General features: G+C 47.0%; 18 protein-coding genes. 8 read left to right on the top strand and 10 right to left on the bottom strand.

Features of this window, described 5'->3' with window-relative positions; genetic code table 11:
• The first annotated feature begins 11 nt into the window (after window positions 1-11).
• The 3 genes from ACBP46_RS08675 (at window position 12) to ACBP46_RS08665 (ending at window position 4,325) form a co-directional block, all read left to right on the top strand.
• Window positions 12-3,161, top strand: a complete 3,150-nt coding sequence (locus ACBP46_RS08675) for a molybdopterin dinucleotide binding domain-containing protein (RefSeq protein ID WP_371016336.1) — start codon at window positions 12-14, stop codon at window positions 3,159-3,161.
• Window positions 3,162-3,298: 137 nt separating this feature from the next.
• The gene (ribA, locus tag ACBP46_RS08670) at window positions 3,299-3,907 is read left to right on the top strand and encodes a GTP cyclohydrolase II (RefSeq protein ID WP_371016335.1); all 609 of its coding nucleotides are present in this window, start codon (window positions 3,299-3,301) and stop codon (window positions 3,905-3,907) included.
• Between the two features lie 31 nt (window positions 3,908-3,938).
• On the top strand, window positions 3,939-4,325 hold the full coding sequence (locus tag ACBP46_RS08665) for a COG3650 family protein (protein WP_371016334.1): 387 nt from the start codon (window positions 3,939-3,941) through the stop codon (window positions 4,323-4,325).
• 77 nt (window positions 4,326-4,402) lie between these two features.
• Here the strand turns inward: ACBP46_RS08665 and purB are convergent, their stop codons facing one another.
• The gene (gene purB, locus ACBP46_RS08660; protein WP_371016333.1) at window positions 4,403-5,779 is read right to left on the bottom strand and encodes an adenylosuccinate lyase; all 1,377 of its coding nucleotides are present in this window, start codon (window positions 5,777-5,779) and stop codon (window positions 4,403-4,405) included.
• A 326-nt stretch (window positions 5,780-6,105) separates the two neighbouring features.
• On the opposite strand from purB, the gene ACBP46_RS08655 reads away from it, so the two are divergent.
• Window positions 6,106-6,732, top strand: a complete 627-nt coding sequence (locus ACBP46_RS08655) for a glutathione S-transferase N-terminal domain-containing protein (RefSeq protein WP_371016332.1) — start codon at window positions 6,106-6,108, stop codon at window positions 6,730-6,732.
• A 102-nt stretch (window positions 6,733-6,834) separates the two neighbouring features.
• Here the strand turns inward: ACBP46_RS08655 and ACBP46_RS08650 are convergent, their stop codons facing one another.
• From ACBP46_RS08650 to aroG, 3 genes are all read right to left on the bottom strand, one after another.
• Window positions 6,835-7,656 (bottom strand): sulfite exporter TauE/SafE family protein, encoded by an 822-nt coding sequence (locus tag ACBP46_RS08650; protein ID WP_371016331.1) that lies wholly within the window; start codon window positions 7,654-7,656, stop codon window positions 6,835-6,837.
• Window positions 7,656-8,771: a tRNA 2-thiouridine(34) synthase MnmA gene (mnmA, locus tag ACBP46_RS08645; protein ID WP_371016330.1), complete on the bottom strand. Its 1,116-nt coding sequence runs from the start codon at window positions 8,769-8,771 to the stop codon at window positions 7,656-7,658. The genes ACBP46_RS08650 and mnmA overlap by 1 nt, the downstream gene beginning before the upstream one ends.
• A gap of 175 nt (window positions 8,772-8,946) precedes the next feature.
• Window positions 8,947-10,005 carry a 3-deoxy-7-phosphoheptulonate synthase AroG gene (aroG, locus tag ACBP46_RS08640; protein ID WP_371016570.1) on the bottom strand — a complete coding sequence of 353 codons (1,059 nt, stop codon included), beginning with the start codon at window positions 10,003-10,005 and terminating at the stop codon, window positions 8,947-8,949.
• Window positions 10,006-10,407: 402 nt separating this feature from the next.
• Here aroG and ehuB point away from each other — a divergent pair, with 402 nt between their 5' ends.
• Genes ehuB through ehuA form a run of 4 tightly spaced genes read left to right on the top strand, consistent with a single transcriptional unit; the run spans window position 10,408 to window position 13,428 of the window.
• Entirely contained in the window at window positions 10,408-11,268 is an 861-nt protein-coding gene (gene ehuB, locus ACBP46_RS08635; protein WP_371016329.1) for an ectoine/hydroxyectoine ABC transporter substrate-binding protein EhuB, read from the top strand.
• Window positions 11,269-11,271: 3 nt separating this feature from the next.
• A complete protein-coding gene (ehuC, locus tag ACBP46_RS08630; protein ID WP_371016328.1) occupies window positions 11,272-11,943 on the top strand; it encodes an ectoine/hydroxyectoine ABC transporter permease subunit EhuC in 672 nt (223 codons plus the stop codon).
• On the top strand, window positions 11,943-12,641 hold the full coding sequence (gene ehuD, locus ACBP46_RS08625; protein ID WP_371016327.1) for an ectoine/hydroxyectoine ABC transporter permease subunit EhuD: 699 nt from the start codon (window positions 11,943-11,945) through the stop codon (window positions 12,639-12,641). Before ehuC ends, ehuD begins: the two co-directional genes overlap by 1 nt.
• Window positions 12,634-13,428: an ectoine/hydroxyectoine ABC transporter ATP-binding protein EhuA gene (gene ehuA / locus ACBP46_RS08620; protein ID WP_371016326.1), complete on the top strand. Its 795-nt coding sequence runs from the start codon at window positions 12,634-12,636 to the stop codon at window positions 13,426-13,428. Before ehuD ends, ehuA begins: the two co-directional genes overlap by 8 nt.
• Window positions 13,429-13,491: 63 nt before the next feature.
• Here the strand turns inward: ehuA and thpD are convergent, their stop codons facing one another.
• The 6 genes from thpD to tldD form a co-directional block, all read right to left on the bottom strand.
• Complete coding sequence (gene thpD / locus ACBP46_RS08615; RefSeq protein WP_371016325.1) at window positions 13,492-14,391, bottom strand: ectoine hydroxylase; 900 nt, start codon at window positions 14,389-14,391, stop codon at window positions 13,492-13,494.
• 11 nt (window positions 14,392-14,402) lie between these two features.
• On the bottom strand, window positions 14,403-14,792 hold the full coding sequence (locus ACBP46_RS08610) for an ectoine synthase (protein WP_371016324.1): 390 nt from the start codon (window positions 14,790-14,792) through the stop codon (window positions 14,403-14,405).
• Entirely contained in the window at window positions 14,792-16,096 is a 1,305-nt protein-coding gene (gene ectB / locus ACBP46_RS08605; RefSeq protein ID WP_371016323.1) for a diaminobutyrate--2-oxoglutarate transaminase, read from the bottom strand. The genes ACBP46_RS08610 and ectB overlap by 1 nt, the downstream gene beginning before the upstream one ends.
• Window positions 16,097-16,112: 16 nt before the next feature.
• Window positions 16,113-16,652: a diaminobutyrate acetyltransferase gene (ectA, locus tag ACBP46_RS08600; RefSeq protein WP_371016322.1), complete on the bottom strand. Its 540-nt coding sequence runs from the start codon at window positions 16,650-16,652 to the stop codon at window positions 16,113-16,115.
• Entirely contained in the window at window positions 16,649-17,170 is a 522-nt protein-coding gene (locus ACBP46_RS08595; protein WP_371016321.1) for a MarR family winged helix-turn-helix transcriptional regulator, read from the bottom strand. The genes ectA and ACBP46_RS08595 overlap by 4 nt, the downstream gene beginning before the upstream one ends.
• 124 nt (window positions 17,171-17,294) lie before the next feature.
• On the bottom strand, window positions 17,295-18,755 hold the full coding sequence (gene tldD / locus ACBP46_RS08590; protein ID WP_371016320.1) for a metalloprotease TldD: 1,461 nt from the start codon (window positions 18,753-18,755) through the stop codon (window positions 17,295-17,297).
• Between the last annotated feature and the right edge of the window lies 1 nt (window position 18,756).

Below are 18,756 nucleotides of genomic sequence, written 5' to 3'. Positions count from 1 at the left end.
CGGAAATTGCTATGAGTAAACAGGACAAACCCAACAACGACAGACGTAAACTGTTAAAACATGGTTCATTGGCAGCAGGTGGTATGGCCGTCTTTGCTGCTGGTTATACCGACACCGTGGTCAATGCGGTCAAAGGATTCACACACGGCTCTGCAGGGCATCCCCCAAAAAGCGCAACCCGTGGCAATTCCCTCACACCGGAATTCACCATTAATCAAGAAACAGGACAACTCACCACCCAACCTGGTCAAGTTGTTAGCCCATCCTTGTGTTTAGGTTGCTGGACCCAATGTGGCGTGCGTGTACGTGTTGACCAAGAAAGCAATAGCATTATGCGTATTGCCGGCAACCCCTATCATCCGTTAGCAACCACGCGCCCCGCTGACATGAACCTAGAAGTGCGCGAGGTCTATGCCAAACTTGGCTTAGAGTACGGTATTGACGACCGTGCTACCTCCTGTGCGCGTGGCAGCTCTATGCAGCAACAGGTCACAAACCCGTACCGTGTTCTAAGTCCGCTCAAGCGTGTGGGCAAGCGTGGTGAAGGCAAATGGGAAAGCATTAGTTTTGAGCAGTTGATCGAAGAGGTTTGCGAAGGCGGCGACCTTTTCGGTGAAGGCCATGTTGATGGCTTACGTGCTATTTTTGATCGTGAAACCTTAATCGATCCTGACAACCCAGAGTACGGCCCCTTATCCAATCAGCTTATTATGACCGACGCAGGTAACGAAGGTCGTACACCGCTTATTCGTCGTTTTGCTCAACAGTCTTTTGGGACCATGAATTTTGCAAACCACGGCTCTTACTGCGGCCAAAGCTTTCGCGTTGGTGCAGGCTTAGCTTTAGGGAACGTAGCTGGTATGCCACATGGCAAACCGGATTGGTCGAACGCCGAGTTTGGTTTATTTATTGGTGCAGCTCCAGCTCAATCGGGTAACCCATTCCAACGCCAAGGTCGTGAACTTGCAGAAGCCCGCTCCAGACCAGAAAACCCTTTTAAATATGTGGTGGTTTCACCTGTATTACCTACCTCCTCCAGCTTGGCAGCCGGTTCGGGCAATCGCTGGCTCGCCGTTAAACCAGCTACCGATTTGGCCCTAGTTATGGGACTGATTCGCTGGATGCTAGAGAACGAGCGATTTGATCATAAAATGCTAGCTCAGCCAGGCCCGGCTGCCATGTTAGCTGCGGGTGAAGCCTCGTGGTGTAATGCCACTCACTTGATGATTAACGATCCCTCACACCCACGTCATGGTACTTTTTTACGTGCTAGCGATATGGGATGGCCTGTCCAAGAGCCAGCTGAAGCAGAAGAGGCCCAAACTGTTTTTGTGGTGCAGCGTGCTGATGGCAGTCTAGCGCCGCATGACACAACGCTAGAAAGCGCCGAACTCTTTGTCAATCGCCGTATCGTGGTGCCCGGCTTGGGCGAAACCCCCATCAATGTCTGCAGCTCACTAAGCAAACTGCGTGAAGAAGCACAACGCATGAGCTTAGAAGAATACAGTGCTCAGTGTGGCGTTGCTGTCCAAGACATAGTTGCCTTAGCCGAAGAATTCACTAGCTATGGTAAACGCGCTGTTGTGGATGCCCATGGTGGCACCATGAGCGGTGCCGGTTTTTACACCGCTTATGCAATTGCTATGTTGAATACCTTAGTGGGTAACTTAAACGTTAAAGGCGGTTTAGTTTTGGATGCCGGTCCTTTTGGCCCCTTTGGCCCTGGTCCTCGCTATGACTTCCGCTTTAAAGGTCAAACACAACCCAAGGGGCTTTCCTTGGCACGCAATCGTATGGCGTATGAAAAATCATCTGAGTACAAACGCCGTGTGGCGGCAGGTGAAAACCCGTACCCGGCTCCAGCGCCTTGGTATCCAATCGTCAATGGCACGCTTAGCTCTGAAATCGTGGCCTCAGGCATGGCAGGCTACCCTTACAAAGCTAAAGCCTGGATTAACCACATGGGGAATTTCCTCTATGGCATTGCGGGCATGCGTAATGCACTGTATGAGGATTTATGCAATCCAAAGAAAATGCCTCTGATTGTGTCGATTGAGCCATTTATTAATGAAACCAGTGCGATTGCGGACTATATTGTTCCTGATACTGTCACCTACGAAAGCTGGGGCGTATCAGCCCCTTGGGCCGACGTGATTGCCAAAACATCCACTGTGCGTTGGCCTGTCATTGAACCCAAAGTAAGCCGTACCGCTGATGGCGAGCCTATTTCATTAGAAAGCTTTTTAATTTCCGTGGCAAAACGATTGGATATGCCTGGCTTTGGAGATAACGCAATTGGGGTTCCCAATAGCGAAACGCGTTTGGGCTTGCACTCCGCCCCCGATTTCTACCTGCGTGGCTTTGCAAACATTGCGTACGCAATGAAACGACCAGTAGCTGATGCTAGCGACGATGATTTAGCTTTAACCGGTGTTAATCGTTATGAAGCGCGCATTAAAGAGCGCGTCTCAGATGAAGAGTGGCGTAAAGTAGCCACCATCATGAGCCGAGGCGGCCGTTTTGATCGTGTAGCAGACGCTTGGGATGAAAACAAAGGACAACTCAAACTACTGCATGAGTTCATGTTACCTGTATGGGATGAAAAGCTGTTTCTTTCTAAGCATGCTTACACAGGTGCACACAACAGTGGTTGTCCAACCTGGTACCCAACCCGTATGGCAGACGGTAGTGCTATGCGTGAACATTACTCAGAACAAGAGTGGCCATTCTTAATGACTTCGTACAAGTCGAATTTAATGAGCTCCATGTCTATTGCTGTAGACCGTTTACGTCAAGTGCATCCGCACAACCCCGTATCCATTAACAAAGCCGATGCAGAACGACTGGGGATACGTAACGGCGATGCCATTCGTATTGTAAGCCCTGGGCACAGCACCCAAGGGGTCGCTATGATTCGTGATGGGGTCATGCAAGGGGCATTAGCTATTGAGCACGGCTATGGTCACAAAGAGTTAGGGGCTCGTGCCCATCAAATTGATGGTCAAACCACTGCCCACAACCCGGCCCTAGCCGCAGGGGTAAACATTAACGATTTAGGTTTTCGCGATATCACCCGCGGTCAACACAATAACGTGTGGATTGACTGGGTCTCGGGTGCTGTGGTTCGCCAAGGGCTACCAGCACGTATTGAGAAAATCTAACCCATTAAGCTAAGGCTCTAGACATACTGGCTTAGCACCTTGGTAAACACTATCAAGGTGCTTTTTTTTACATCATAATGCTATATTAGTTGCTGTAATTATTTTGTTAGGCTCTTTTTAGCCTTTAGGTCTCTATTTTGAATTACGTTACATCCAGCCGCCTGCCCACTGAGTGGGGCGAATTTAATCTTCATGTTTTTATTGAAAAGCAAACCCAAAAAGAACATTTGGTCATTGCGATGGGGGATTTAACCACGCCCGAGCCAGTGCTTTTGCGTTTGCACTCAGAGTGTTTAACGGGGGATGCTCTATTTAGCTTACGCTGCGACTGCGGGCCTCAACTGAAAAAAGCCCTACAACGTATTGCAGCCGAAGGCCGAGGTGCCGTTTTGTATTTACGCCAAGAAGGCCGCGGCATTGGCTTAATTAATAAAATTCGAGCTTATCACCTACAAGACGAAGGGGCGGATACCGTCGAAGCCAATAATCAACTGGGTTTTCAAGCAGACGAGCGCGATTACGAGCTAGTACGCCCTATGTTGGACTTCTTTACTATTCGTTCTATTCGTCTAATGACCAACAATCCACGTAAAGTAAAAGCACTCGAAAACATGGGCTACGATGTGGTGGAGCGCATTGAACATCGAATCAAGCCCAACCCATATAACCAGTACTACTTACACACAAAAGTCCTAAAACTAGGTCATTTATTAAAAAACGACACAGATGAATCAACTGAAGAGTAAACGTTGTTTATCTACTTTAAAGGGATGACACATGAGGCCCATACACATTATTGCGAGTTTAGGTGTAGTACTGCTTAGTGCTTGCAGCACTTCTCCTAATCCGTCTTCCTCGTTAACTTTTCCTTTTCAAGCTCTAGGTAACGAACCCGGCTGGTCTGTGCGGCTGCAATATAGTTTAAAAGCGGACGTCATCCTCGATACTGGAAGCACGCGGTTCAGCACGACATTTACCCCCAAGCGTGACGACGACACAGAGTGGGTGGCTCAGGCAAAGCACGGAAACGATATTTTGGTATTACGTATTCGTCCAGGCTACTGCAACGACACCATGAGCGATACCCTTTACCCCTATCAGGCTGAATTAACAATTAATAATGAAGTACTACAAGGGTGTGGGCGTGTGGCTATAGATCTTTAGCTAGCTAATACTTCTAGCCCTAACAAAAAACGCCCCGGTTTAACGAGGCGTTTTTTATGAACCAACAAATAGTAAATTTAGATTTGTTTAGCTAGCTGAGCCGCTAAACCAATATAACTGCGCGGTGTCATGGCTAATAAATCGGCTTTAACATTTTGCGGTAAGTCTAGGTTGGTAATAAATTCGCGTAAACCAATTTCGTTAATGCCTTTACCACGGGTGAGCTCTTTTAATTGCTCGTATGGGTTAGGCAAACCGTAACGGCGCATCACCGTTTGAACTGGTTCGGCTAACACTTCCCAGCAATTGTCTAAGTCAGTATTAATGGCTTCAGCATTGATCTCAAGTTTGTTCAGACCACGTAAACACGCATCGTAAGCGACCACACTATACCCCAAGCCCACACCTAGGTTACGTAATACGGTGGAGTCTGTTAGGTCACGCTGCCAACGAGATACGGGTAATTTTTCCGATAAGTGACGGAACACCGCATTAGCCAAACCTAAGTTGCCTTCGGAGTTTTCAAAGTCAATGGGGTTGACCTTATGAGGCATGGTGGAAGAACCAATTTCCCCCTCTTTAAGACGCTGTTTGAAGTATCCCAAAGCAATATAACCCCAGATGTCGCGATTGAAGTCTAATAAAATGGTATTAGCACGAGCGATGGCGTCGAATAACTGAGCCATCCAGTCATGCGGCTCAATCTGGATAGTGTGTTCATTTTGAACCAAACCTAGCTGCTGCAATACCGCTTTACTAAAAGCAGGCCAGTTTATTTCGGGATAGGCGCTAAGGTGCGCGTTGTAATTGCCTGTGGCCCCATTCAGCTTGGCTAATGGCTCTACCGCTTGAATAGCAGCAATAGCACGCTCTAGGCGCGCTGCTACGTTGGCAAACTCTTTACCCATAGTGGTGGGGCTAGCTGGCTGACCATGTGTACGTGACAACAAAGGCTGATCAGCGTACTCAAGTGCTTTGGCTTTGATGGTGTCACAAACCTGCTGCAACTGCGGGAGGATTACCTGCTGACGAGCACGCGTTAGCATCAGCGCGTGCGAGGTGTTGTTGATGTCTTCAGAAGTACACGCAAAGTGAATAAACTCGGCCGCGGTTTTAAGCTCGGCATCGTCTTGGACTTGTTCTTTTAGCCAGTACTCGACCGCTTTAACATCGTGGTTTGTAACGCGTTCGATTTCTTTAATGCGTTGAGCATCGGCTTCGGTGAAGTCTGTAACTAGTGCATTTAAGCGATCAATGGCCCCTTGGCTAAACGCAGGTAGTTCGGGCAAGTTGGCTTGGGATAGCGCAATAAGCCACGCTACTTCGACCTCGACACGATGAGCCATAAAGCCCGCTTCGGATAAAAGACCGCGTAAGTCATTGCAGCGGCTCGCATAGCGCCCATCAAGCGGAGACAAAGCATTTAAAGGAGTAAGTTGATCAGCAATCTGCATGGTAATTTAGGTATAAGAGGAAAAATAGCTAAAACGCTATTCTACCATTGGCCTTTGAGTTACGTCCTCTTCGCTTAGCCTAGGTGCTCGTGCCTCTGGGTAAACAGTATTTTTTATGCATCATATTTTGCTAACTAAGCGCAGCACCACACTATGCATAGTTCCCTGCTTAAAGCCAGAAATAACTGCATAAATGCACAGCACATGACATTAAAACCACAAAAAAGCCCGTTTATCCTCGTGCAGAGCTAAATATCCTGTTGCTTTACTTTTTCCATGTTAGAACTTGATATACTTTTTTAGCTAGCAACTCACACATTCTCTCTATGAAACTTCTTGGTTCACTGACTTGTCCATTTGTACGCAAAGTGCGCGTCGTTATGGCAGAAAAAAAACTCGACTACGAATTACTTCTCGAAGACGTGTGGGCCGACGACACCATCGTTCAGCAATACAACCCATTAGGCAAGATCCCTTGTTTAATTATGGATGACTACGGCAGTTTGTTCGACTCTCGTGTCATTGTTGAATACCTTGATACGTTATCGCCGGTTAGTCGTCTCATACCCCAATCTGGGCGTGAGCGTGCCACCACCAAAGCTTGGGAGGCCGTAGCCGATGGTCTTATGGATGCTGCAGAAAGTATTCACGTCGAACTAACGCAGCGCCCCACTGCACGTCAATGCTCTGACTGGACTAACCGACAAAAGAACAAAATCTTGGCTGCACTGAAACACATGGAGGCCGAGCTATCGTCCACTCAGCCCTACTGCACGGGCAACAATCTAAGTCTCGCTGACTTAGCTGTAGGCTGTGCACTGGCTTATCTGGATTTGCGTTTTCCCGAATTAGACTGGCGCTCTGAGTGCGAAAAACTGGCTTTACTCCTAACCAAACTGGAAAGCCGCCCGTCTTTTCAAACCACTCAGCTTGATGAACTAGCAGCTAGCTAGGACATATTTCCAGACACTCCCTGAAAAGTGAACTGCCCACACAAAGGTTGATTAAACATCTAATCTAGTACGAGCAGTTCAAGTCAGGTTTTTTTTTGGCAGCTACAGTCCCAGATGCACACGTAGGGTTTCAAATAACATCTGTACAGCCAAGATCAGCAGCATGGTCGCAAACAAACGCTTTAACGTTTTAACTGGCAATCGATGTGCCATGCGAGCACCAAACGGTGCACTCACCATACTACATACCGTTAACACCACCAACGCGGGCCAATACACAAAACCAATCAAACCCTGAGCTATATCCGTGTATTGAGATCCGGCCCATACATAGCCCACGCCATTAGCTATAGCAATAAAAAAACCTAATGCCGCAGAAGTAGCAATCGCTTTGGGCATGGAAATATTAGCGCGCACCAGAAAAGGCACAGATAAAAACCCGCCCCCTGCACCCAATAAGCCAGAAATAAAACCCACCACGCCACCGAAACCAGTCACCTTCCATGGGGCGGGTAGACCTACCCCGACTGGAGGTGGGCTGTTTTTAAACATCTTGAGCGCACTGTACACCACAAAAAGAGCAAATATGATGGCAAGCACTAAGCCATTAATATAAGCAAAAACAGCTCCCCCAGAGAGCAAACCGCCAATCAATAGCCCAGGCACCATAAGCTTCACCACATCCCAACGAATAGCACCATGCGCCTGATGCGCTTTAACGCTAGATAATGAGGTAAAAATAATAGTTGCCATCGCAGTAGCAATAGCTACATGCACAGCTATTTCTGCAGGTACCCCCAGTAAAGGCAAGAGCAAATTAAGAAACGGCACCAGGATCATGCCGCCGCCAATACCTAATAAGCCAGCCGCAAAACCAACAAAGGTTCCTAGTAAAGCCAATAAAAAAATAAAAAGCAGACTCATTACTGGATAATCCCACCACCTAAGCACACGTCTCCGTCATAGAGCACCACGGATTGGCCCGGTGTTACGGCCCATTGTGCTTGCTCAAAATGCAAACGAAGTGTGTCGGCATCGGCATGAAGAATTTGGCAAGCCGCATCCGTTTGACGATAACGCGTTTTAGCAGCGCAATGAGTAAGATCGGGGGCATGGCCTGCTATCCAACTGATGTTTTCCGCTTGTAACTCGTGATTTAATAACCACGGGTGATCATGGCCCTGAACCACGTATAAAGTGTTGCTTTGTAAGTCTTTACGTGCTGCATACCACGCATCGGCAGTGCCGTCATCGCGCTGTTTGCCTTTGATACCCCCTACCCCTAAGCCTTTGCGTTGGCCGTAGGTGTAAAAAGCCAAGCCCATGTGTTCGCCCACCACTTGCCCCTCTGGCGTTTTAATAGGGCCAGGTTTGGTAGGGAGATAACGGTTTAAAAACTCACGGAAAGGGCGCTCACCGATAAAACAAATACCGGTCGAATCTTTTTTCTGAGCATTGGGGAGTTGCAATTGCTGGGCGATGCGGCGCACTTCGGTTTTTTCAATCTCACCCAAAGGAAACAAAGTGCGTGATAATTGCGCCTGATTGAGACGGTGTAAAAAATAGCTTTGATCTTTACTTTGATCTACACCCTTTAACAGTTGATATTGCTTACCCTGAGTCGTATCTACCGCTCGGACGCGCGCATAGTGCCCCGTCGCAATGCGCTCGGCTCCTAGGCTCATCGCATGATCTAAAAAGGCTTTAAATTTAATTTCGGCATTGCACAACACATCTGGATTTGGTGTGCGGCCAGCCGTGTACTCGCGTAAGAACTCGGCAAAAACACGGTCTTTGTACTCGGCAGCAAAATTGACAGCTTCGATTTCAATACCAAGCAAATCGGCAACACTTGCTGCGTCTAGCCAGTCTTGGCGGCTTGAGCAGTATTCACTATTGTCATCGTCTTCCCAATTTTTCATGAATAAGCCAATGACCTCGTAGCCCTGCTGTTTTAATAACCAAGCAGAAACAGAGGAATCTACCCCACCAGAAAGACCGATTACTACTCGCCCTTTAGAGCCTGTCGATGTTGTCATAATGCAAATCTGTACCTAAAAAAGTCGTTTCGACTATTTATAAAACATAGCGTATTGTACCCCTCTCATCTAGCCAGACCCTAAATCTAAGCGAAGTTGTCGGTGAAATACAAAAAAAGCAGAGCTGAACGTCGTGTATTCAGCTCTGCTTTTTTGTGGAGTATAGACGAGTTGATTAGCTCTTTTGTCTACGCACCCGAACCGCTTGTGCCAAACGCTCGAGTACGGCCTCGGAGTCTTCCCAACCAATACAACCATCAGTGATGCTCTGACCATACGTAAGTGGCTGCCCTTCAACCAAGTCTTGACGTCCAGCCACCAAATGACTCTCTACCATTACACCAAAGATACGGTCATCGCCCTGCTCGACTTGCTCGCACACTTCATTAATCACCTCTGGCTGACGACGGTAGTCTTTATTGCTATTCGCATGGCTAGCGTCAATCATGATACGTGGTAATAAACCTGATGCGGTCATTTCCTGACCGGTTTGCTCTACACTGGCAGCATCGTGATTAGGGGTTTTACCACCACGTAAAATAATATGGCAGTCTTCATTTCCCTTGGTAGACACAATAGCAGAGTGACCACCTTTGGTGACAGATAAGAAATGGTGAGGCTGGGATGCCGCTTTAATAGCATCAATAGCAATGCGAGTGCTACCACCCGTGCCGTTTTTAAAACCCACAGGACAAGATAAGCCAGAAGCCAGCTCACGATGAACTTGGCTTTCAGTAGTACGTGCCCCAATGGCTCCCCACGATACCAAGTCAGCAATGTATTGCGGTGTAATCATATCTAGGTATTCACAACCAGCCGGTAGCCCCAATGCATTAACCTCGAGCAAAAGCTGACGTGCAATACGCAACCCTTGGTTGATGTTGAAACTGCCATCTAAACTTGGATCGTTGATTAAACCTTTCCAGCCCACAGTAGTGCGTGGCTTTTCAAAGTAAACACGCATTACGATCTCTAGCTCGTCTTTGTATTTATCGCGCAAAGGAACAAGACGACGGGCATAATCCAAAGCTGCCTCGGTGTCATGGATAGAGCAGGGCCCAATTACCACTACTAAACGATCATCCTGATCGTGCAGAATATTGTGGATGGCCTGACGCGCAGTGTGCACCACTTTAGATACATCGACTGAGCAGGCAAACTCGCGCATTAAATGAGCGGGTGGGCTTAACTCTTTAATTTCCCGAATACGTAAATCATCTGTATTGTGCGACACGTCTTGACTCCATTGAGGTTGTGCTGCCAGAGTGTGCGGCATAAAAAAAGCCGCCTTCTGCGCTGGCGGCTTTAGTTGGGAATTTTTTGCTATGTGCGTTGTGTACAAGCTATCCCTTCCTGCGCCAGCGGCATAGGAAAAGCATAAAAATAAAAGAAGAAAAAGGATAGTGCTTTGTACATAAATTTATCCTACCACACTATTTGGATAAAGCACAATCACTAATCCGCTGTGCGTTTTACAGCAACTGCGCGATTAATTTTAACTAACGCTTTACTATTCAAATAGACTGCCCCTAAATGATTTGAGTTGAAATGATTTGTTAGGCTATTATTACTATGCAAATAAATTGCTGACCTCATCCGTCAGTTCAGATGAACGTAATCAGAGAAAGGAAAAGCAATGCGCTTATTTTCACGATCCACTCTTCTTTGTAGTACCGCAATGACTCTATTAACCCTAGGTCTTTCTACTCATGCAGCAAGCCTAGAGGAGATTCAAAAAAAAGGTACCATCCGTATCGCGGTAGCTAATGAAATCCCTTATGGTTATACCGATTTAAACGGTGAAGCCAAAGGAGCAGGGCCTGAGGTCGCTATGCACTTAGTCAAAGCCCTAGGTATCGATAACATCGAATGGCAAACCACTAATTTCGGTTCACTTATCCCTGGGCTACAAGCCGACCGCTTTGACATGGTGGCTGCTGAAATGGCTATTTTGCCACAGCGTTGCGAGCAAATTCTCTTTTCAGAACCTAATAGTTCGTATGGAGAAGGTCTATTAGTTGCCAGCGGCAATCCTAAAGACCTGCACAGCTACGAAGACTTTAAAGATGGCAAAAATAAAGTAGCGATTATGGCAGGGGCCGACCAACTAGAAATGATGCAAGCACTTGGGGTAGATGAATCGCAACTGGTAACTATTTCTAATAATGCCGATGCCATTTCAACCGTTGCTACCGGTCGTGCTGATGCTTATGCCGCTACTGGCTTAACCGCCGCCGAGCTAGCCAAGCAAAGTGATAAGGTAGAGCTAGCCGCTAAGTTTGAAGACCCTGTTATTGACGGTGCAGCCATTCGCAGTTGGGGCGGTTTCACTTTCGCTAACAACTCAGAAAGCTTACGCGATGCCATCAATAAGGAATTAGCAGCCTTCAAAAAAACCAAAGAATGGCAGGAAATTCTGAGCCGTTATGGTTTTAGCGATGTGGACCAAAGCGAGTCCAACGCCAAGAGCACTGCTGATCTTTGTATGAGTTCATAATTTATGAACTGGATACAATACAGTGGCCCATTGCTCTCCGGTGCCTGGGTCACAGTGCAACTGACTCTCTATTCCTCTGTACTGGGGGTCGTGTTTGCCTTTTTATTTGGTGTAGGTCGCCTCTCCCCCCACTGGTGGGTCAAGGCGATTAGCATAAGCTTTATCGAAGTCTTTAGAGGCACTTCGCTATTAGTTCAACTGTTTTGGTTGTTTTTCGCTTTGCCCATGGTGGGCCAACTCGTTGGTCTTGATCTACGACTGCCCCCTGTGTTGGCGGGTACTTTAGCGCTTGCGTTAAATATAGGCGCTTATGGTGCTGAAGTCGTACGCGGCGCTATTCAAGCCGTTCCTCCTGCGCAGTACGAAGCCGCCAAGGCCTTAGATTTCAATGCAAGACAAACCATGTGGCGAATTGCTGTGCCTCAGGCTATTCCAGAAATGATGCCTACCTTTGGCAATTTAGCCATTCAAAATCTAAAAGACACCGCATTAGTCTCACTAATTGGTTTAGCCGATATGGCGTTCAGAGCCGAACAAATTCGCAACTTCACCCAAGACAGCACCACGATTTATACCATGTTGCTTGTTATGTATTTTGGTATGGCATTAGTAATTAGCGGCCTCATGCATTTGCTTGAGCGCTATACCAGTCGTTGGCGCGCAGGAGGTCAGTAATGTTATTTGGCATCAGTTGGGATACCAGTAGCGCTTGGGCATTTGCTTGGTCTATTTTACCCATTTTAGGCAAGGGCCTTATAGTGACCTTACAGGCCACTGTGCTGGGATTTTTTGTAGCTGCTGTATTGGGTTTAGTGTTAGCGGCTTTAAAAAGTGTCAGACTTAAACTCATTTCTTGGCCTGCACGATTTATCAGCGAATTTATTCGCGATACACCGTTATTAGTACAGCTGTTCTTTTTATATTATGTACTCCCTGATTACGGACTGGTTTTACCTGCTTTTTTAACAGGTGCTTTAGCGTTGGGCTTGCAATACAGCGCGTATACATCTGAAGTCTATCGCGCAGGCATCGAGTCGGTAGCCCGTGGTCAATTAGAAGCTGCACGCGCTTTAGATTTATCGAGCTGGAGAACTTTCAGCACCATCGTATTGCCTCAAGCCATCCCACGTATTGTGCCCGCTTTAGGTAATTACTTGGTTTCTATTATGAAAGACGTACCGATTTTATCGGTAGTTGCCGTGCTGGAGCTGCTTAACGTTGCCAAAATTATTGGTGATCGTAGTTTTCAATACCTTATCCCACTATCTATGGTCGGACTCATTTATCTCATCATGACCTTAATTGCTGCTTGGCTTGTACGGTTATTGGATGAACGCTTACCCAAAGAAGGGATACATTTACACCATGACTAAGGCTAACCCCATTATCGATTTTCAAAACGTGACCAAAAAATTCGGTGATCACACGGTGCTCAACGAATTAAATTTCACAGTCAATAAAGGCGAGAAAGTGACCATCATTGGTCCATCTGGGTCAGGAAAGTCCACCGTACTACGCATTCTTATGACACTAGAAGACATTCAAGGCGGTGTCATTTACGTAGATGGTGAGCCGCTATGGCATGAAAGCAAAAACGACCAGCTCGTTCCTGCAAGTGAGGCGCACCTACGTCATATGCGCAAAAAAATGGGTATGGTTTTCCAACAGTTCAATCTGTTTCCCCACATGAGCGTGTTGCGCAATGTCACTGAAGCCCCTATTCATGTGCTTGGGCTGGACAAGAAAAAGGCCAAACAGCGCGCTATGGAGTATTTAGATTTAGTGGGCCTTACTGACCATGCAAACAAGTTTCCCAGTCAACTCTCTGGCGGACAACAGCAACGGGTGGGCATAGCACGCGCTTTGGCGATGCGTCCGAATATTATGCTATTTGATGAGCCCACTTCTGCTTTGGACCCTGAACTGGTTGGGGAAGTATTACAAGTGATTGAACACTTATGTACTAAACACGACCTGACTATTTTACTTGTAACTCATGAAATGCAATTTGCTCGTCAAATCTCCGATCGTATTTGTTTTTTCGACCAAGGAGTCATTGTTGAGGACGCGCCAGCTGAGCAACTGTTTTCAGCTCCCCAGCATGAGCGTACTAAAGAGTTTTTAAGTCATTTTATGCAACATAATGGTCAGAGCGCTTAACAAAGCCCTACCCTAACAAAAAAGGCGTCAATACGACGCCTTTTTTGTGCCTAATAGTACTCATCACGAAGGACTCAAAACATGGTGAACGTTACGCTGCCCTAAAAAGTCAGGACGTGGCTCTAAACCATATTTAGGTGCTTGTAATGCATTTTCCACACTGTTGTAGACCATGAATAAATTAGAGCGAGCCCAAGGGCTAATATTATTTGCCGAGCCATGGATGGTGTTGCAGTCAAAAAAGATGACAGAGCCCGCTTTAGCCTGCACAGTCACTAAACCGCCCTCATCCACCAACTGTGTCAAGTGCTCTTGACTCGGCACACCGTATTCTTGTTTTTTCAACGATTGTTTGTGGTGTTGATCCGGGGTTTCACCCAAACATGGCACAAAGTATCGATGTGAGCCCGGCACGAGCATTAAAGAACCATTGCTGGCGTTGTTATCCGTTAACAAGACAGAGCAACTTAGGGCTCGCATGGCTGGCATACCATCCTCTACATGCCATGTTTCAAAATCCGAATGCCAATAAAATGCTTTACCGGTAAAGCCAGGCTTAAAATTAGCTCGGGATTGATGCATATACACATCAGAACCTAAAATCTGGCAGGCCACATTTAGCAAACGTGGGTCTTGTACCAATTGCTGTACCAAGGCGCTGTGCTCATGCACCTTAAATAATGAGCGAATGGCATCGCTACCTGGCTCGGTAATAGTACCAGGTTGCCCTACTAGCTCTTGCTTTTGCAAGAGACGGTGCAGCTCTGCTGCATAGGTTTGTACCTCGTCCGGGTCAAACACATCATGCATGACTAAAAAACCGTTTTCTTCATAACTACGTAACTGTTCGGCACTCAACGCTTTGGCATAACCTCCTCGTGCATAAACCACTGGTTCAACACGAGGAACTAATGCCATAGGCGTTGCTACGCGAGACGGATAGTAATCGGTAGCAACTGTCATAGATAAACCTCCTAACTTACGTCTGCAGGATAGACTCCCTCTTCATCATGAACTTCCAACCCACTTAGAGGCGGGTTGAACACACAAATCACACGCAAAGGTTTCTCACCCCCGCGTAAATAATGCTCGTCATGCTCATCTAATGCATAGACCACACCGGGGCCAAGCGCGTATTTTTTTCCATCGGCTACTGTTTCAATTTCCCCGTCGCCTTCCACACACCACACCGCTTCGAGGTGGTTTTGGTAATGAATATGGGTCTCAGTCCCAGGAAAAATTACCGTTTCGTGAAAAGAAAAACCCATGCCGTCTTTTTTAAGCAGAACGCGACGACTAACCCAGTTGTTTGTACGAACTTCGTGCTCAGTCCCAATCACATCTTTTACATTACGTACGATCATTAGCTTGCTCCAAGTTTAAGAATTTTTGCTGTTTGCGGTGTTTGCGCCATGACTTCAGCCACACTTTGCTCTAGGATATGCAACCCTTTTTTCAAGTGCTCTGTTTCAATCGTCAGGGCTGGCAGCAGCTTTACCACCTCGTCTTGAGCGCCTGAGGTTTCAATCACCAAGCCTTTTTCAAACGCACGACTGGCAATTTGTGCTGCCAAATCGGAACCAGCAGGACTAACCAAACCTTGAATTAAGCCGCGACCACGCACACTAAGACCAGAGCCAGGGTAGCTATGAACAATATTCTCTAACCAATCGCGCACTATGCTTTCTTTGTTTTGAATTTCTTTACTGAACTTCGCGTCGGCCCAATAAGCATCTAGGGCAGCGGTTGCAGTCACAAAGGCCAAGTTGTTACCACGGAAGGTTCCGTTATGAGCACTGGGCTTCCAGATATCCAACTCGGGTTTCATTAGCACTAAGGACATGGGCAAACCATAACCAGAGAGGGACTTAGACAAAGTAATGATGTCAGGCTGAATGCCGGCTTTTTCAAAGCTAAAGAAGGTGCCAGTGCGCCCACAACCCACTTGAATATCATCAACGATCATCAACATACCGTGGGCTTTACATAGTTGCTGGAGCGCTTTGAGCCAACGAGCAGTGGCAACGTTTACCCCGCCTTCACCTTGGATTGTTTCCACAATAACTGCAGCAGGCTTATCTAAGCCACTGCTTGGGTCATCCAAAAGACGCTCTAAGTAGCTGATCGTATCAACGTCTGGCCCCATATAACCGTCATAAGGCATAAAAGTGGTGTTGTGCAACTGCACACCTGCTGCGTCTCTGAATTTTTTATTTGCAGTAGCCGCTAAAGCGCCACAGCTCACACCGTGAAAGCCATGGGTAAATGAAATTACATTTTGCCGCCCAGTCACTTGACGTGCTAATTTTAGTGCTGCCTCAACCGCATTCGTGCCGGTAGGCCCAGTGAACTGCAAGGTGTAATTCCAATTACGCGGTTTGAATAAATGCTTATCTACCGCTTCTAGAAACGCTTTTTTTGCTGAGGTGGCCATATCTAAACCATGGACCACACCATCGCTTTCCACATACTCAATGAGCTTTTGCTTAAACAAGTCATTGTTGTGGCCATAGTTTAAGGTTCCTGCCCCGCTAAAAAAGTCGATGTATTCTTTACCTGATTCATCACGCAATAGTGAACCTTTAGCGTAAGTAAACAGTACAGGGAAGGAACGGATGTAGCCACGCACTTGTGATTCCATGCGTTCGAATATTTTTAAATCTGACATGATTTTCTCCTCGTTGTTATAACAAGTTTGTTGTCAAGGGTCCGATGCGCAGCAACGGCTCCACTTGCGGTTCTACAAAATGCTCTGCGACCAAAAACTCAAGCTCTGTCAGCTGTGCTTGATGCCGCTGAGCCAATTTTTCAAACAGGCGTCGTGATGCGCTATTTTCCGGATCGACAGTGGTTTCAATGAACTGAATATCCTCTAAACCGTCGCGATCCAAAAGCACATCTAGCATTCTCGGTGCCAGCCCACGACCACGCATGGTCGCGCTCACAGCCACCTGCCAAACGAATAAAGTGTGTTCTTTCTTTGGATGTCGGTAGGCCGATATAAAGCCTACGAGTTGATCAGCATCATATGCAACGATGCATGTTTGTGCGAAATGTGTACTTAAAAGTAAATACACATAATTTGAATTGAGGTCTAACGGAGGGCACGCCTGAATTAATTCGTAGATGGCGGCCCCATCGTTAATAGTTGGCTGGCGGTATCGCAGCGGGTCTTCGTCGCTGCTTTCCGTAGTAGTAGTTGTCTCTGTTTTTGTAATGCTCAAACCACTAAACCCGATTCCGGTGGTACAGCACCCTCGGGTATCTCCAATAAGGCAGATACAGACTGGTCGGCTTCCATTTCTGCATCTGAGTCAATCAAGGCCACCACGCGCTCCAAGGCCGTAGTAATTTGCTTTTGTTCTTGCTCAGAAAGCTGCTGTAAAGCTTCGCTCAGCTTTTGCTGTAGCGGTGATGGCGTGCTTAGGGCCAATTCTTTGCCTGCTGCGGTAACAGTTACATACACAATACGACGATCTTCACGACTTCGTTCACGTTGAACTAGGTTTTTGTCTTCGAGTCGATCAAGAATTCCCACCACAGTGCTAGGGCTTACATGCATTTCGCGACTGATCATGGTGGCAGTTAAAGGACCTTTTTCTATGACAGTACGCAAACAAACCAACTGGGGAGCTGTGATATTGCTACCCGCCGATAACTGCCGAGAATGCAACGCAATAGAGCGTGTTATACGACGTAAAGCACGCAAGATGCGCAAATCATATTGATCCTGTTTTTTCATTTAGCTTTCATATTCCACATCAAGCAAATAATCATTTCAACTGAAATCATATCTATTGAAATGAGTATTGTCAAATAAAGAAAAGGCCGCTAATGCGGCCCTCGTCATGCTGTTACTACCCTGACTATGCCGTGCCACCAACAGTGAGCCCATCAATCCGAATGGATGGCATGCCCACCCCGACGGGAACACTTTGACCATCTTTACCGCACGTGCCCACACCAGAGTCCAAAGCCATGTTGTTAGCGATCATAGACACTTGGTTCATGGCTTCAATGCCTGAACCAATTAAGGTGGCTCCCTTTACGGGATGTACCAATTTACCGTTTTCAATTAGCCAAGCCTCGGAAGCGGAAAACACAAATTTTCCGCTCGTTATATCGACTTGCCCCCCACCAAAATTCGCGGCATAAATGCCTTTTTTCACGGAAGCAATTAACTCATCAGGATGATGTTTGCCATTTAACATATACGTATTGGTCATACGTGGCATGGGCAAATACGCATACGATTCGCGTCGACCATTACCTGTTACGGGCATGCCCATAAGACGTGCATTCAGCATGTCTTGCATGTAACCTGTCAAAATACCGTCTTCGATCAGTACATTATGTTGAGTTGGGTTACCTTCGTCATCAATATTCAATGAGCCACGGCGATTATTCAATGTACCATCATCAATAACCGTTACCCCTTTAGAGGCCACTTGTTCACCAATTCGATCACTAAATACACTTGAGCCTTTGCGATTAAAATCACCCTCTAGACCATGGCCTACAGCTTCGTGTAATAGAATACCGGGCCAGCCTGCGCCAAGCACTACAGGCATTTCTCCTGCCGGAGCCGGTTTGGCGTCTAGGTTGATCAAAGCCTGACTAACGGCCTGATCTACATAGCTTTGCAGCACCCCCTCGTCGAAATAGCCTAAATCAAACCGCCCACCACCACCTGAGCTACCACTTTCTCTGCGACCGGCTCGTTCTGCGATAACGGTGATTGATAAACGCACTAAAGGACGCACATCGGCCGCTAAACGGCCATCGCTGCCCGCCACTAGCACCGTATCGCAAGTAGCCCCTAGACTAGCCATGACCTGTATAACTTGAGGGTCTTTGGCTCGTGCCATACGTTCGATTTTTTCCAGTAAGGCGACTTTTTCGGGTGCCGTTAAACTGTTTAAGGGGTCGTTAGGCACGTACAGCAAAGGCTTAGTGCTAGGTCGTGCGCTGAGCAAAGGGACTTGTGCTTGTTGGCCTTGACGAGCGATGCTACGTACCGCATGAGCGGCGCTAAGCAAAGCGTCTTGGCTTAGGGTATCGGAATACGAAAACGCCGTTTTTTCACCGCTAATAGCGCGTACACCTACGCCTTGCTCAATATTGAAACTGCCTGTTTTAACTATACCTTCTTCTAGGCTCCAAGCCTCGCTACGCGAATATTGAAAATACAAATCGGCATAGTCCACTCGATGGGTGAAAATCTCAGCCAAACTATGTTGTAAATCGTGCTCGGTTACGCCCCAAGGGGTTAATAAAACCGATTTGGCTGTGCTCAATGCATCCAAAGCCGATGGACTTGTCATCATC

The organism is Paenalcaligenes hominis (genome assembly GCF_041359055.1).
GTDB lineage: Bacteria > Pseudomonadota > Gammaproteobacteria > Burkholderiales > Burkholderiaceae_B > Paenalcaligenes > Paenalcaligenes hominis_A.
This window is presented reverse-complemented; position numbering and strand designations above follow the sequence as displayed.